Genomic DNA, 14,103 nt, shown 5'->3' on the forward strand with positions numbered 1-14,103 from the left:
GGACTCCGCCGGTGCGCTGGGCGGCAGCGTGAAGGAGTTGGCGCCGGTCGGCGAAAGCGATCACCGACGATCAGGCGGGGTAGCGGGCCAGGAGTCGGGAGTCGAGGTCGCGGAGGTGATCGTGACCGTAGGGGCCGTTCTCCAGGGTGTCGAACAAGACCGGGGGGAGGTCCTGGGTGAGGTCGGGGGAGCGGGAGGCGGCGGCCAGGGCGATGGTGGCGACGGTGTCGACGTCGCCGGTCCAGGCCACCGCGTGGCGCAGGATGTCGGCGACGCTGTCGGAACTGGCGAGCGAGGTGAGGGCGGCGCGCACGCTCATCCACCCTTTCGAGCCGACCGTGCCGCGCCACGGCTGGGACCACTGTGGACCGAGATGCCCGGCGATCCAGCCGGCGACCTTGGGGACGGGGCCGAGACGGCGGTGGCAGTAGTGCACGGCCAAGGCGGCGGCTTGGGCGGCGGCGATACCGTCGGCGGTGTCGTGGGTGACGCGGGCTTGTTCGCGCGCGTGCCACAGCACCTCCTCGACCGTGGGCAGCAGGCCGATCGGCCCCGACCGCATCGCCGCTCCGCTCTTGTCGGAGGCCGGACGGATACCGGCGAGCAGTTCCGCCCCCGTGTGGACGGTGTCGAGGAATTCCTGGAACCGTCGGGCGTAACCGTCGCGGGGGTCGCGATGGTAGGCGCGGACGAAATGCTCGGCCAGGTGCGCGCGATCCCACGGTTCCCCGGAGACCAGCAGTTCGGCGACGGCGAGGCTCATCTGGGTGTCGTCGGTGTAGCGGCCGGGTAGCACCCCGAGGTGGGTCGGATGCTGGACGTAGCCCGCCAGCGTGTTGTGCGCGGTGACGAACGCCGGATCGGCGTACTCGAATCCCGCCCCGTAGGCGTCACCCACCGCCGCTTCGACCAGCACGGTCCACCCCGTTTCCTCCCGCCGGACCCGACCCTCGGCCCGTGACGCAGGAGAGTATGCCACCGCCCCGCCCGCCATAGCAGAGGATTTGTACCCTCCCTCCCCGCCACGGAACCGAGCCCGGAAACGAGTCGAGCCGGGCGGAAACTCACGTTTCCACCCGGCTCGGCACGATGGCGGAGGATAGGGGATTTGAACCCCTGAGGGCGTTAACCCAACCCGCGTTCCAGGCGAGCGCCATAGGCCACTAGGCGAATCCTCCGTGGAGCAGCATAGCGGCTGCACCCCGCGCGACGCCAAACCGGGGTGTCGGCGGGGGTGGTGGACCCCGATTGGACGCGGCGGGCGCTGGACCCGCTACACTGGCCGACGGATCCCGCGCGGCGCGCATCCTGTGAACTCCCCCAGGGCCGGAAGGCAGCAAGGGTCAACGGGCTCTGCCGGGTGCGCGGGGTCCCCTATATTTCCCGGGCCGTCGGCTGTTCGCACGCCACGCATTGCCCACCACTTCGCCGCCGCGCACGGGTAACGTGAACACCGGTCCGACGACCGAGAGATCTCGGTCACGCTGTCGAACAGACACGGTGTCGACCCGAAACCCCCTTCGCTGCTTCGAAAGGCTGCTCAGGATGCCCCGGCAAACGCAAATCGGTGTGATGAGCCACGAGGAGCTCGTGTCCGAACACGAGGCCCAGTCCGCGAATTACGCGACGCTCCGGACCGAGAAGCTCACGCTGGACCTGACCCGGGGCAAACCCGCACCGCAACAACTGGATCTGTCGGCGGGGTTGTTGTCGCTACCCGGCGCGGACGACTACCGCGACGGCGGCGGCACCGATTGCCGTAACTACGGCGGCCAGCACGGTCTGCCGGAGTTGCGCGCGATCTTCGGTGAGCTGCTGAACATTCCGGTGGCGAACCTGATCGCGGGCAACAACGCCAGCCTCCAGTTGATGCACGACGTGATCGTCTTCTCGATGCTGTACGGCACACCGGATTCCGAGCGTCGCTGGGCGGCCGAGCCGACGATCAAATGGCTGTGTCCCGCGCCCGGTTACGACCGGCATTTCGCGATCACCGAGGCGCTCGGCATCGAGATGATCCCGATCCCGATGGGCGACGACGGTCCCGACACCGCGGCGATCGCCGCGCTGCTGGCCGGGGATCCGACGATCAAGGGCCTGTGGGCGGTGCCGAACTACGCCAACCCGACCGGTGCGATCTACACCGAAGACGTTGTGCGCGAACTGGTCTCCCTGCCCGCGGCGGCACCGGACTTCCGTCTGTTCTGGGACAACGCCTACGCGGTGCACCCGCTGACCGACACCGCCGCGCCGGTGCTGGACGTGCTCGGTCTGGCGGCGGCGGCCGGAAACCCCAACCGCCCCATCGTGTTCGCGTCCACTTCCAAGATCACCTTCGCCGGTTCCGGCGTGAGTTTCCTCGGTGCGTCCTCGGCGAACCTGGAGTGGTATCTCGAGCACGCGGGCAAGGCCAGCATCGGCCCCGACAAGATCAACCAGTTGCGGCACCTGCGCTTCTTCGGCGACGCCGACGGGGTGCGCGCGCACATGCAGAAGCACCGGGAGATCCTGGAGCCGAAGTTCGCGCTGGTGCGCCGGATCCTGGAGGACAGGTTGGGCGCGTCGAAGGTGGCGTCCTGGACCGAGCCCAAGGGCGGCTATTTCATCAGCCTCGACGTCATGGAGGGCACCGCGTCGCGGGTCATCGCCTTGGCGAAGGACGCGGGGATCGCGTTGACGGCGGCGGGGTCGGCTTTCCCTTACCGAAAGGACCCGGAGGACAGGAACATTCGGATCGCGCCGAGTTTCCCGGGTCTGCGCGAGTTGGAGCAGGCGATGGAAGGTCTGGCGACCTGCGTGCTGCTCGCGGCGACCGAGAAGGCGCTGGGCAAGTAGGTCAAGGGCGGCGGGCGCGGTCGGACGCGCCCGCCGTCGCGGTCAGTTCGGTTTGTGCGCGAGGACCGCGAACATGGTGACCGACAGGTGGATGTCGCCGGTCTCGGCGCCGCGCGCGAGGTCGGCGAGCAGGCGGTCGCGCTGCGGCTCGGTGATCGCGCCGCGGGCCACGGCCATCGCGGAGATGCGGGTGACCAGCGAGCCCGCGCCGACTTCGCGGTCCTGGATAAGGGCGTGCGAGCCGATGTCGTCGATGACCAGGCCCGCCCTGGTGAGCAGGCCGGGCAGGCGACGCCCGGAGCGCGGGTTGGTGGTGGCGGCGGCGAGCGTGTCGATGATCTGCCGGACGACGGTGACGTCGCCGGGGTGCAGGATCGCGGTGCCCCAGTCGACGTCGACCACGACGGCGCGGCCGCCGGGGCGCAGGACGCGGGCGATCTCGTTGGCCGCGCGCACGGGCGCGGTGAGGTGCTGGAACACCCGCTCGCACAGGGCGGCGTCGAAGGCGCCCGCGCCGAAGGGCAGGCCGTAGGCGTCACCGGAGTGGAAGCGGGCGTTGGAGCCCGCTTCGGCGGCCCTGCGGTCGGCGGAGGCCAGCAGGTTGGGGTCGGGTTCGACACCGACCGCGGTGCCGGTGGGGCCGACGGCTTCGGCGAAGGCGAGGACTTCCGACCCGGTGCCGGAGCCGATGTCGACGGCGGATTCGCCGGGCCGCAGTGCCAGCGCCTCGTGCGCCCAGGTCCGTAGCCGGTGAATGCCGGGCAGTGCGGCTTGCAGATCGCGGACGTCGATCAACTGGTCGTGTCCGGCGCTGTCGAAGCGATCGGGGCGAGGGGTGAAAGTGTCCATGGGCCCGAGTCCGTCCCTGGGGATCGCGGTCGTCTGCGGCATGGCGCGTAGCCTACGCGTGGGCGTTGCCACCCGCACGGCAAGACTGTGATGTGACTCACTGGTAGCGCCCGATGGGATGATCGTAGTCGTGTGGGTGCCCCGACCACGGCGAAAGGACCGACGGTGACCGTCCAACTGTGTCTGGCGCAGGACCCGGAGGCGGACGCGCTGCTGTCCGCCGACCCCTTCGCCCTGCTGACCGGAATGCTGCTGGATCAGCAGTATCCCCTCGAACACGCCTTCCGCGGCCCGAAGAAGATCGCCGACCGCATGGACGGTTTCGCCATCGAGCGCATCGCGGCGGCCGATACCGCCGCCTTCGAGGAATTGTGTTCGACCCCGCCCGCCATTCATCGATACGGCCGTTCGATGGCCCGCCGAACCCAGAACCTCGCGCGTTTCGTCCTGGAGAATTACGGCGGGCGGACCGAAGCCATCTGGACCGACGGCGACCCGGACGGCGCGGAAGTGCTGCGTCGCCTCAAGGCATTGCCCGGATACGGCGACCAGAAGGCCAGGATCTTCCTCGCGCTGCTCGGAAAACAGCTCGGTGTCGAGCCCGTGGGCTGGGAAAAGGCGGCGGGGGCGTATTCGGAGAAAGGGTCGCGGCGCTCGGCGGCCGATATCGTCGACGCCGAGTCGCTGCTCGAGGTGCGGGCCTTCAAGAAGCAGATGAAGGCGGCCGCCAAGGAGACGGCGGGTAAATAGTTCCGGCGCTGGTCGGCTATTGGAATCGTGCTGCGTTTTTTCCTCGTCCACCGGTGTTTTCTCGGTGATGCTTGGCCCTCGCAAGCCAGTTCTAGATGAGGGAATGCACGTACATGAGGATGAGGAAACTGGCCGTCGTGGCCGCGCTGCTGACCGTGGCGACCGGCGTGGCGGCGGGAAGCGCGGGCGCGGCCCCCGCCCCCGAGCAGGCCGAGGCCATCGGCTTCTCCGCGCACGCGACCGATTCGCAGTCGATCATCACGATCGATTCCGGGTCGCTGGTGGTCGAGGACAACGCCCTGAAGATCAAGGCCGCCAACGGCGCCACGGTCGCGGGCACCGAGTTGGCCTTCCGTATCGATGAGTTCGAGTTCCCGATCGCGGCCGAGATCGCCGGGAACACCGCGACGCTGACCCCGCAGTTGGCCGTGGACAAGGCCGTCTACAAGCCGGTCGCCCTGCCGTTCGAGGACAAGGCGCCCTGGAAGAACGAGTACGACCGGGAACTGGCGGCCTGGAACCGCCTGACCAGCACCATCAGCGCGGGCGCCGCGGTCGGCACCCTGGTCGGCGGTCTGGCGGGCGGCGGCATCGGCTGCGTGCTCGGCGCCATCGCGGGCGGTGGCATCGCCTCGGCGACCATCGTCGGCCTGTTCGGTCCGTTCGTCCCGGCGGCCGCCCTGGGTTGCGTCACCGGCATCCTGACCGTCGGCGCGATCGGCACCCTGGTGGGTCAGATCTTCATCACCGCGCCGGTGGCCATCGCCGCGGCGATCCAGTACTTCACGACGATCAACGCGCCCTTCAACGCACCCAAGTAGTACGCGCTCGAGTAGTACCGAGCGAAACCAATCGACGGCCCCGTCGCTCCACGGAGCGGCGGGGTCGTCGGCGTATCCGACACGCGCGGCGACGCGCCGTCCGACCTGGTGTTTTACTGTGTCCTGGCACACCGAAATAGCCCGAAGGGTTGGTATACCGCCGAATCGGGTGTTACCGTTTTTTTATGTCCAGCAACCATCCCGCCCCGCTGCGTGTCATGTACGTGACCGCCGCCCTCGGGCTCCGGTTGCCGTTGACTCGCGAACTGTGTCGTTCCTGCCGCCGCAGCTGAGCTAAGCCCCGCGCCGGCCCGCAAGCTGCCTCGTCGCCGCACGTGTTGGCCTGTCCCGGATGTCGTCCGGGACGACGCAAGGAATCTTCATATGTCCCTCCCCATCCTCGAGCGATCCGCTTCTCGGGTTGCCTCCGGCCGCGCCCGTACCGTCCGTCCAGTTATCCCCCCGGAACTTCGTATCGCGGACAACCCGGCCGCCGCCGTGTTGCGCTCCGCGACCGCGGGGCCGGTGTCGCGTGACAACGCCGCCCGCACAACGGGTTTGAGCATCGCCACCGTCAACCGTCAGGTCTCGGCACTGCTGACGGCGGGACTGCTGCGCGAGCGCCCCGACCTGACCGCCTCCGGTGCGGTGGGACGCCCCCGGGTTCCCTTCGAGATCGACCACGAGGCGTATCTCACCCTCGGCATCCACATCGGCGCGGCCGTCACCAAGATCGTCGCCGCCGACCTGCGCGGACGCATCCTCGGCGGACTCGCCATCGCCACCCCGCAGACCGGACAGGATTTCGCCACCAACACCGTGGCGCGCAGCGCGAAGGCGTTCCTCCAGCGGTGGCACCGGCGCAAGCCGCTGTGGGCGGGCGTCGCCATCGGCGGCCGGGTCGACCCGAACACCGGTGTGGTGGAACATCCGAAGTTGCAGTGGAGCAACGCCTCGGTCGGCGCGGTGCTCGGCGAGGTGCTGGAACTGCCGGTCTCGGTGGCGCCGCACGTCGAGGCCATGGCCGCCTCCGAATTACTGTTACCCACCCCGGAACCGCGTGAGGGCCACGAGCGCGGCAGCAGCCTCTACTTCTACGTCCGCGAGACCGCGGGCATCGCCGTGACCCTCGACGGGCGCGTCCACACCCCGAGCAACGGCCCGGGTTCCATCGCGCACCTGCCGACCGGCTCGGATGTCGAATGCACCTGCGGCAGGCGCGGTTGCTTGGAGGTCACCGTCGGTGACCGGGCGCTGCACGCCCGCGCCGTCGGTCGCGGGATCATCCCGGCCTACAACGGTACCGCGGGGTCGACCATCGCCGACCTGTACCGGGCGGCCGAGGGCGGTTCGGAATCGGCGCGCGAGTTGCTGGCGGAGCGGGCGACCATGCTCGGTCACACCGTCGCGATGGTGCGCGACATGCTGAACCCGGACCGGGTCATCCTGGGCGGTCAGGCGTTCACGGCCTACCGGCCCGCGCTGGCGCACGTCGCCGACGCGTTCCGTCAGGGTTCGACGTTGCCGCCCACCGATATCCGGATCAGCGGATTCGGCGGCAAGGTGCAGGAATTCGCCGCGGTGGTGACGTCGCTGAGCGCGATCTACGCCGACCCGCTGGCCGCGATGCGCAGGCTCGCACCGGCCGAATAGTCCTTCGAACGTCGCACGGGGCCGGACCTTTCGAGGTCCGGCCCCGCGTCGCGTTCCGGGTCACCGATCGCCGAAGAGCGCTTCCAACGTGGTGATGAAGTACGGGAAGTGACCGGCGAAGCGCTGGAGGTTGGTGTCGCGGTCGAAACCGCCGAACCAGTACAGTCCCGGCTGGGAGTCCGCGGCCGGATCGAGGTCGCGGAAGGTCCTGACCCAGTTGTCGACCCGGCCCGCGATGACGGTGAACGGCAGGGCGCGCGAGAACACCGTCTCCTGGTCGTCGGGCGGTATCTGTTCGCGGCGGGTGGCCTCGATGCCGCGTTGCAGCGCTCGCACCCGTCCGGCGAGTTCGCGGCCGTAGACGGTGCGGACCGGAAGGTAGTTGGGCAGCAGCAGGACCGCGACGCCCGCCAGCGCGATGGCCAGGCCGACCAGCGCGTGCCCGGCGGTGAACGCGAGCGCGAGGCCCGCGGCGATGCCGACCGCGATCAGCGCGCCGCCCAGGTAGACCGGCAGGCCGGGACGGGACCGGTCAGCGAAGGTACCGCGCTCGACGGAGTCGGCGACCATCGCGGCGCGGATCTTCGACGGCGAGATACGGCCCGGCGCACGCAGTTCGGCGACCGTGACCGCGTCGACGCCCTCGGGGAGCAGCGCGGTGTAGACGGCGGTCTCGTAGGAGCGCAACTGGTCGTCGGGGGCGTTGACGCGGGTGATGCGCCAGTCGTTGGCGCCCGCGTCGGCGCCGATCGGGGTGACCCAGATATAGCGCCGCACGGCGAGATCCACCACCGTGGCGGCGATGTCGACCGGGTCGGCGTGCTCGTCGAGCAGCAGGCCGGCCTCGCCGGGCAGGATGCCGTCGGGGGAGACGAACCGGACTTGGCCGCCGTCGCGTTCGAGCGGGTCGACCACCTCCGAACCCGCGGTGGCGGCGGCGTTCTCGCGACGCGCGCGCAGCACCGACGCGACCATTCCGGCCAGGACGGCCAGCAGTACGCCGAAGGCGAGCCACACCGGACCGCTCAGCGCGAACGGTCCGGGCTCGTCGCGGCGGATGTCGGCGTTGGCGGGGACGGTGCCGGTGGGCACCTGCAAGGTGAGGTCGATGGCGTCGCCCTTGCGCACGTCGGTCTGCTCCAGGTAGAGCACGCCCGTGGCCTCGACGCGGACGTCGGCGCAGGGGCGCACGTTTCCGGGCGGACCGAGTTCGCAGTCCACGATGCCCATCTCGAAACTGGGCGCGATCACCGAGGCGCTGATCGCGGCGATATCGGTGTTCACCACACCGAACCAGCGGAAGACCTGGGTGCCGGGCGCGTCGCGAACCGTGTTGTGCACGGCGTAGGTGAACGTCGATTCGCCGGGGCCCGCCTCGATGGAGAACCGGTCGCCCGCGACGGTCGCGGTGCCGGGCCCCTGGGTGTCGACATCGGTGACCCGGAAGATCCGCTCGACGTCGTCGCTGACCTGCAACCGCAGCGGCAGCGCCATCGTGAACCGGTCGCCCTCGGGCACGTTCACCGTCTCGACCACCTTCAGCACGCCCGCGCGATCCAGGGTCAGATCAGCGGTGATGGTGACGCCCGCGGGGGCGGGCTGGGCGTGCAGGGGTGGGGCCGCCGCCGTCACCGAAGCCGCCAGAATCAGCGCGCTCGCGGCGGCCCCCCGAAAAGTCAGCATGGCTGCCTACTCTAGACAGGTTGCTATCCTTCGTCAGCGGGTGCGGCGACGGGCCGGGAGGACGCGGCGCAGGCGCGATCACCCGGTGCCGAGGGCACGTCGCTGACCAGAACTGTCGGCCACCATTCGAGACGAGGGGGTACGGGGCAGTGTCGCAGCCACCGTACGGGTCCGGACCGTATCCACCGGGCGGGCGCCCGGTGCCGCCACCTCCGGGTCATCGGCCGCCACCCGGATATCGACCGCAGCAGCCGGGGTTCCGACCCCAGCCGCCCCAGGGGCAGCCGGGGTTCCGGCCCTACGGTCCCGCCTCCGGATACGGCGCCCCGCCCGGCTATCCGCAGCCCGGTTACCGTCCGCCGATGCCCGCGCCGATGCCCTACGGTCCGCCCGGGCGTCCGCCGCAGCGCCCGCGTAAACGCGGCGGCGGCCTGCTGGCCCTGCTGATCGTGGTGGTGGTGCTGGTCGCGGGCGGTCTGGTGCTGAACGCGGTGCGCACGGTCGCCCTCGACGACGCGGCCGACGGCCCGAACCCCACGCACACCTTCGACTCCGACGGTCCGGCGGGCGTCGCCGAGACGGCCACCAATCCGCTGCTCACCGACACCGACGCCACCCTGCTCCCCGCCGACTGCGACTATTCGCCGTGGAGCACCGACGTCGACACCGCGCGCACCTTCTTCGAAACCGCCGCGGGCTGCCTGGAATCGGCGTGGAAACCGGTGCTGGCCGAGGTCGACCTGCCGTTCCAGCCGCCGACGCTCAACGTCAGCGCCAGCACCGCGGGGATCACCACGCCGTGCACGGGCACCACCACCAACTTCGCGGCTTTCTACTGCCCGGCCAACAAGACCATCTACATGCCGATCAGCCAGTTGCAGACCGACCTGTTCAAGGACAACTGGGTGGTCTACCTGTCGGTGTTCGCCCACGAGTACGGCCACCACGTGCAGGCCATGTCCGGAATCCTGCGCAAGGCCAACGCCGAACGGGTCGACGCGGGCACCAGGAGCGCGCGCGGACTGGAACTGTCGCGGCGGGTGGAATTGCAGGCCCAGTGCTTCAACGGGATGTACCTGGGGTCCTCGGCCCAAGGCGGATCTCTGTCGAACGCGCAGATCTCCCTCGCCAAACGCGACGCCAACGGACGCGGTGACGCGGCCAGCGACTCCCGCGACCACGGCACCCCGGAGAACAGCGGCAACTGGTTCGAGCAGGGCGTCGAACGGAACCTGACCGCGCAGTGCAACACCTTCAGCGCCTCGGCGAATTCGGTGAGCTGAGCGCGCTCATCCGGCGGGCGGGTCGTTCCTGACCTGGTCGAGCCAGCGTTGCACGACGGCGGGTTCGGTCTCGCCGATGATGTCGAGGACGGCGTGGCCGACGCACGCGGCGGCCATCACCCGCTCCGCCGTCCGCTCGACCACGCCCCACGGCAGGAACGGCCGGGCGATGACCAGCGAGGCGATACCGTGTGCGGCCGCCCACATCTCCAACACGATCGGCGTCGGATCGCCGGGGGCGATGGTGCCTTCGTCCATGCATTCCCGGATGGTCTCGGTGAACAGGTGGAACGCGCCGCTGGTCAGCACCCGGTCCACCGCCCCGCCCTGTTCGGCGGGCGCGGTGGCGACCCGGTACTGGGCCGGATGATCCAGCGCGAAGCGCACATACGCGGTGCCCTGGTCGCGCAACCGGTACATCGGCGGTTGCGCGGGATCGGTGGCGGCGCGCATCGCGACCGACAACTCCTCGAACGCGCGCGCCACCACCGCCTCCAGCAGTTCGTCCTTGTCGGCGAAGTGCCGGTAGATCGACGGGGCGCTGACCCCGACCGCGCGGCCGACGTCGCGGATCGACACGTGGTCGGCGTGTCCGCGCTTGGCCAGCAGTTCGGCGGTCGCGTCGAGGATCTCGGTGCGCAATCGGGCGCCTGAGCCACGGGGCGAGCGGGGTCGACGGGGATGGATCATGTGCGCCCGACGCTCACCGGTTCCAGGGGCGGTTCGGCGGCCTCGGACAGGCCGATCCGCTCGTGCAGACGGACCAGCGGTTTCGGCGCCCACCAGTTCAGCGGCCCCAGCAGACGCATCAGCGCCGGGGCGAGCAGACCGCGGATGATCGTCGCGTCGGCCAGCACCGTCAAGGTCAGTCCGAGACCCATCATCTGCATGAACGCCACCTTCGAGGTGACCAGCGCGCCCATCACGATCGCCATCAGCAGCGCGGCGGCGGTGAAGATCCGCCCCGTCCTGGCGACGCCGATGGCGACCGCGCGGGTGTTGTCGCCGGTGGCCAGCCACTCCTCCCGGATCCGCGAGAGCAGGAACACCTCGTAGTCCATCGACAGGCCGAACGCCAGGCAGAACATCAGGATCGGCATCGTGGGCACCAGATAACCGACCGGGACGAATCCGAGCAGCCCCGACAGGTGCCCGTCCTGGAAGATCCACACCATCGCACCGAAGGCCGCCGCCAGCGACAGTGTGTTGAGCAGCAGCGCCTTGATCGGCAGCACCACGCTGCCGGTGAACAGGAACAGCACGATCAGCGTCGTCAACGCGATCAGGGCCAGCGCCAACGGCATTCGCGCGGCGAGGGCATCCAGGGAGTCGTCGTTGACCGCGGCGGCCCCGCCGTAGACCGCGGGGCCGGGCGCGGAGACGGCCCGGATCTCGTCCAATTGATCCTGTCCGGCGGGGGAATAGGGGTCCAGGCGGGTGGAAACACTGAGGTAGGTGCCCGATTCGTTCGCCATCCCCGGCGGCGCGGGCGCGACCCGCTGACCGTTGACGTAGATGCCCGCCGCGGACAGCACCGCCTGCACGTCCCGGATGCCGGACAACTCGCCCGCGAACTGCTCGATCCGCTGCTGATCCCCGCGATAGCCGTCGAGGACGACGGTGGTCGATGCCGCCGGGTCGGCTTGCGGGAACTGCTCGCGCATCGAGTCGCCGACCTGGTGGGCGGGCGCGCTCGCGGGCAGCACGCGGTCGTCGGGGTAGCCGAACTTCAACGACAGGAACGGCGAGCCCAAGGTCAGCAGCACCGCGATGATGACGATCGCGACGGGCGCCGCGTGCCGCATGACCACCTGGACCAGGCGGTACCAGCCGTTCTGCTCGAGCGGCACCGGCGCGGGATGCGGATCGCGGCCCAGCAGGCGGCGCAGGGGAACACGCAGGTCAGCGGCGTTCACGCGGTGGCCGAGCAGGACCAGCGCGGCGGGCAGCACCAGGATCGACGCGACGGCGGCCGCGGCCACCACCGCGACGCCGGTGTAGGCGAACGACTTCAGGAAGTACAGGTCGAACACGAGCATGACCGCCATCGACAGCGCCACCGTCAACGCGGAGAACAGCACCGTGCGACCGGCGGTCTGCACCGCGCGGATGGTCGCGCCGACCGGGTCGCGGCCGTTGTCGAGTTCCTCGCGGTAGCGGCTGACGATGAACAGGCTGTAGTCGATGGCCAGCGCCAGGCCCATCGCGGTGGTCAGGTTGAGCGCGAAGATCGACACGTCGGTGAACATCGTGCACAGCCGCAGGATCGCCATCGTCACCACGATCGCGAACAGGCCGACCGCCAGCGGCAGCGAGGCCGCGACCAGACTGCCGAACACCAGGACCAGCACGATCATCGACAGCGGGATGGCGACGGCCTCGGCCACCGCCAGGTCGCGCGTGGTCTGCTCGTTGACGTCGTGGTAGATCGCGGCGAGGCCGCCCTGCCGCACCGTGACGCCGTCGACGGTGCCGGTGACCTGGTCGGCGATCTCGCCCGCGGTGCGCTGGATCTCGGTCTCGTCGCCGACGAGATAGGCGGCGATCAGCGCGCTGCGACCGTCGGTACCGCGCAGCGCACCCGCGAGGGCGGGGGGCGCGTTCCAGTAGGACTGCACGCCGCGCACGTCGGTACGGGCGCGCAACGCGTCGACCACTTCGCCGCCCCTGGCGCGGGTGGCGGGCGCGTCGACCCCGGCCTCGGATTCGACCAGCAGGACGAAGTTGGGGGCCGCGCCGTCGAAATTGTCGGCGAGCAGGTCGGCCGCGCGGGTGGACCCGGCGTCGGTCGAGGTGAAGCCACCGGCCTTCAGGTGACCCGCCGTGGTGATGCCGAAGAGGCCGCACAGCACCGCCAGCACGGCCGCCCCGGCCAGGACGGCGCGAGGTCGCCCCGTGGCGAATCGCGCGATCGCAGTCAACATCCAACGCTCCCCTCGTAGGTTAACGGCGTTAGAGTAACGCCGTTAACCTACTGGCGTCGAGGCCCCGCGACGGAAAGTTCAGCGACGCGCCTGTTTGGCCAGCGCACGCAATCCGCGCCGACCGGGAACCGGGCGACCGTCCTCCACGTCGATCCACTCGGCGGTCTGCAACCAGAGTTGCTGGGTGATCGCGTCGGCGGTGTCGTGGAAGACGCGGCGGCCCCGGTCATCGCGCAATTCGTGCGCGACCGTCGACCAGCGCGGCGGACGGTCCGCGCGATTCCGATAATCAGCGAGATATCCCGCGACGATCGTGCCGATGGTATTCACCGGCCGCAGCGACACCCGATTCCCGAATTTCGCGGCGTGGAATCGACGCCCCGCGCACAGTGATTGCGGATTCGCGTTCGAGGCGATCCAGCCCGCGCGCTGGGCCCGCTCGATCAGCCACAGATGTTTCACCGCGTTGGGCGCGACATCGCCGATGCGGTCGCGGATCAACGCCATGACCGGTTCGGAATTCAGCACATCCCGACGAATCGGACCGGTGCCGTGTCGCGTCCAGTGCTCGTCGGCCAGACCGGCCAGCACCCGGCCGAAATCGTCGATGCTGCGCTGCGCGCGGCGGCCGAGTCGCTCGATCCGCTCGGCCTCGTGCCGCATCTCGTTCTGCGTGGTCAGCGTGCGGATCGCCGCCATCGTGGGCACCTGGCGACGTTCGAGCAGTTCCAGGATGGCCTGGGCGGTCGACGGATCGGCGGCGGCGGCCACCGGCAGCGAATCGCGCTTGAGCGCGAAATCCTGCGGGCTGATGGCGCGGCTCAGCAGGTCGACCGCGACGGGATCGCCCGCGAAATCGGTATTGGAGAGCCAGGCTGCGGCGATGTCGTCATGAGACGGCACGTGGCACATTCCTCCGGTGAAGGCGGTGGGAGTGCGGTAGCGGCACCCGAGGACGATGCGGGTAATGATTTCAGGTTGTGCCCCGGCCGGGATGAGGGACCGGCCGGGGCCACCAACCTGATGAAGGTTTGGCTACCGAAGTTGCCGATAACCACGGTAGCCAGGCTCCCGGGCGACTGTCACTTTTAGCGGCCGATTCGTTACATCCGAAAATTTCCGCAAAAGCGGGCTATACGTTTGACCAATTCGGGGCTAATGCTGGCGGTGATGTGGATTCTCCCGCGAGGTTTGCTGGAAGGGTTCGGGAACGTCGCTCCGGCGAGCCGTGCGGCCGGAACCGGCGCGCGTAACCGGCTCCGTCGCGGTTAGTGATTTGCGTCACATCTGACCGCGTGGTCGGCG

11 protein-coding genes, 1 tRNA gene and 1 other RNA gene are annotated in these 14,103 nt (G+C 69.7%); 6 read left to right on the plus strand and 7 right to left on the minus strand.

The window, feature by feature from the left end:
• Positions 1–70: 70 nt before the first annotated feature.
• Together ON30_RS01120 and ON30_RS01125 are read right to left on the minus strand one after the other, a co-directional pair.
• A complete protein-coding gene (locus tag ON30_RS01120; protein ID WP_040703383.1) occupies positions 71–916 on the minus strand; it encodes an ADP-ribosylglycohydrolase family protein in 846 nt (281 codons plus the stop codon).
• Between the two features lie 174 nt (positions 917–1,090).
• A tRNA-Ser gene (locus tag ON30_RS01125) sits at positions 1,091–1,178 on the minus strand.
• A 106-nt stretch (positions 1,179–1,284) separates the two neighbouring features.
• On the opposite strand from ON30_RS01125, the gene ffs reads away from it, so the two are divergent.
• Both ffs and ON30_RS01130 read left to right on the plus strand, forming a co-directional pair.
• Positions 1,285–1,379: signal recognition particle sRNA small type (gene ffs, locus ON30_RS36865), an RNA gene on the plus strand.
• 166 nt (positions 1,380–1,545) lie between these two features.
• Complete coding sequence (locus ON30_RS01130; protein ID WP_040703384.1) at positions 1,546–2,835, plus strand: aspartate aminotransferase type Ic; 1,290 nt, start codon at positions 1,546–1,548, stop codon at positions 2,833–2,835.
• A 42-nt stretch (positions 2,836–2,877) separates the two neighbouring features.
• Here the strand turns inward: ON30_RS01130 and ON30_RS01135 are convergent, their stop codons facing one another.
• Entirely contained in the window at positions 2,878–3,726 is an 849-nt protein-coding gene (locus tag ON30_RS01135) for a methyltransferase domain-containing protein (RefSeq protein WP_373282465.1), read from the minus strand.
• Between the two features lie 123 nt (positions 3,727–3,849).
• Between ON30_RS01135 and ON30_RS01140 the strand changes: the two genes are divergently transcribed.
• The 3 genes from ON30_RS01140 to ON30_RS01150 all read left to right on the plus strand — a co-directional run bounded on the left by ON30_RS01140 (position 3,850) and on the right by ON30_RS01150 (position 6,908).
• Positions 3,850–4,434 (plus strand): HhH-GPD-type base excision DNA repair protein, encoded by a 585-nt coding sequence (locus tag ON30_RS01140; RefSeq protein ID WP_040703490.1) that lies wholly within the window; start codon positions 3,850–3,852, stop codon positions 4,432–4,434.
• Between the two features lie 113 nt (positions 4,435–4,547).
• Positions 4,548–5,255 (plus strand): DUF8020 domain-containing protein, encoded by a 708-nt coding sequence (locus tag ON30_RS01145; RefSeq protein ID WP_040703388.1) that lies wholly within the window; start codon positions 4,548–4,550, stop codon positions 5,253–5,255.
• A gap of 384 nt (positions 5,256–5,639) precedes the next feature.
• Positions 5,640–6,908, plus strand: a complete 1,269-nt coding sequence (locus ON30_RS01150; RefSeq protein ID WP_083911067.1) for an ROK family transcriptional regulator — start codon at positions 5,640–5,642, stop codon at positions 6,906–6,908.
• A gap of 60 nt (positions 6,909–6,968) precedes the next feature.
• Here ON30_RS01150 and ON30_RS01155 read toward each other — a convergent pair whose 3' ends face one another.
• Positions 6,969–8,591, minus strand: coding sequence for a DUF2207 family protein (locus ON30_RS01155; protein ID WP_040703391.1), 1,623 nt, complete (start codon positions 8,589–8,591; stop codon positions 6,969–6,971).
• Between the two features lie 362 nt (positions 8,592–8,953).
• On the opposite strand from ON30_RS01155, the gene ON30_RS01160 reads away from it, so the two are divergent.
• The gene (locus tag ON30_RS01160) at positions 8,954–9,874 is read left to right on the plus strand and encodes a neutral zinc metallopeptidase (RefSeq protein ID WP_040703392.1); all 921 of its coding nucleotides are present in this window, start codon (positions 8,954–8,956) and stop codon (positions 9,872–9,874) included.
• 6 nt (positions 9,875–9,880) lie between these two features.
• On the opposite strand, the gene ON30_RS01165 is transcribed toward ON30_RS01160, so the two are convergent.
• From ON30_RS01165 to ON30_RS01175, 3 genes are all read right to left on the minus strand, one after another.
• Positions 9,881–10,516 (minus strand): TetR/AcrR family transcriptional regulator, encoded by a 636-nt coding sequence (locus tag ON30_RS01165; RefSeq protein WP_245553893.1) that lies wholly within the window; start codon positions 10,514–10,516, stop codon positions 9,881–9,883.
• 44 nt (positions 10,517–10,560) lie between these two features.
• Complete coding sequence (locus ON30_RS01170; protein ID WP_040703394.1) at positions 10,561–12,798, minus strand: MMPL family transporter; 2,238 nt, start codon at positions 12,796–12,798, stop codon at positions 10,561–10,563.
• Positions 12,799–12,876: 78 nt separating this feature from the next.
• On the minus strand, positions 12,877–13,701 hold the full coding sequence (locus tag ON30_RS01175; RefSeq protein WP_040703491.1) for a hypothetical protein: 825 nt from the start codon (positions 13,699–13,701) through the stop codon (positions 12,877–12,879).
• Between the last annotated feature and the right edge of the window lie 402 nt (positions 13,702–14,103).

The organism is Nocardia takedensis NBRC 100417, assembly GCF_000308695.1.
Classification (GTDB): Bacteria; Actinomycetota; Actinomycetes; order Mycobacteriales; family Mycobacteriaceae; genus Nocardia; species Nocardia takedensis.

Bases quoted from the DNA above. Each gene is read 5' to 3' on its own strand.
- ON30_RS01130 (WP_040703384.1), top strand. From the start codon at position 1,546: ATGCCCCGGCAAACGCAAATCGGTGTGATGAGCCACGAGGAGCTCGTG.
- ON30_RS01135 (WP_373282465.1), bottom strand. From the start codon at position 3,726: ATGCCGCAGACGACCGCGATCCCCAGGGACGGACTCGGGCCCATGGAC.
- ON30_RS01145 (WP_040703388.1), top strand. From the start codon at position 4,548: ATGAGGATGAGGAAACTGGCCGTCGTGGCCGCGCTGCTGACCGTGGCG.
- ON30_RS01150 (WP_083911067.1), top strand. From the start codon at position 5,640: ATGTCCCTCCCCATCCTCGAGCGATCCGCTTCTCGGGTTGCCTCCGGC.
- ON30_RS01155 (WP_040703391.1), bottom strand. From the start codon at position 8,591: ATGCTGACTTTTCGGGGGGCCGCCGCGAGCGCGCTGATTCTGGCGGCT.
- ON30_RS01160 (WP_040703392.1), top strand. From the start codon at position 8,954: ATGCCCGCGCCGATGCCCTACGGTCCGCCCGGGCGTCCGCCGCAGCGC.
- ON30_RS01170 (WP_040703394.1), bottom strand. From the start codon at position 12,798: ATGTTGACTGCGATCGCGCGATTCGCCACGGGGCGACCTCGCGCCGTC.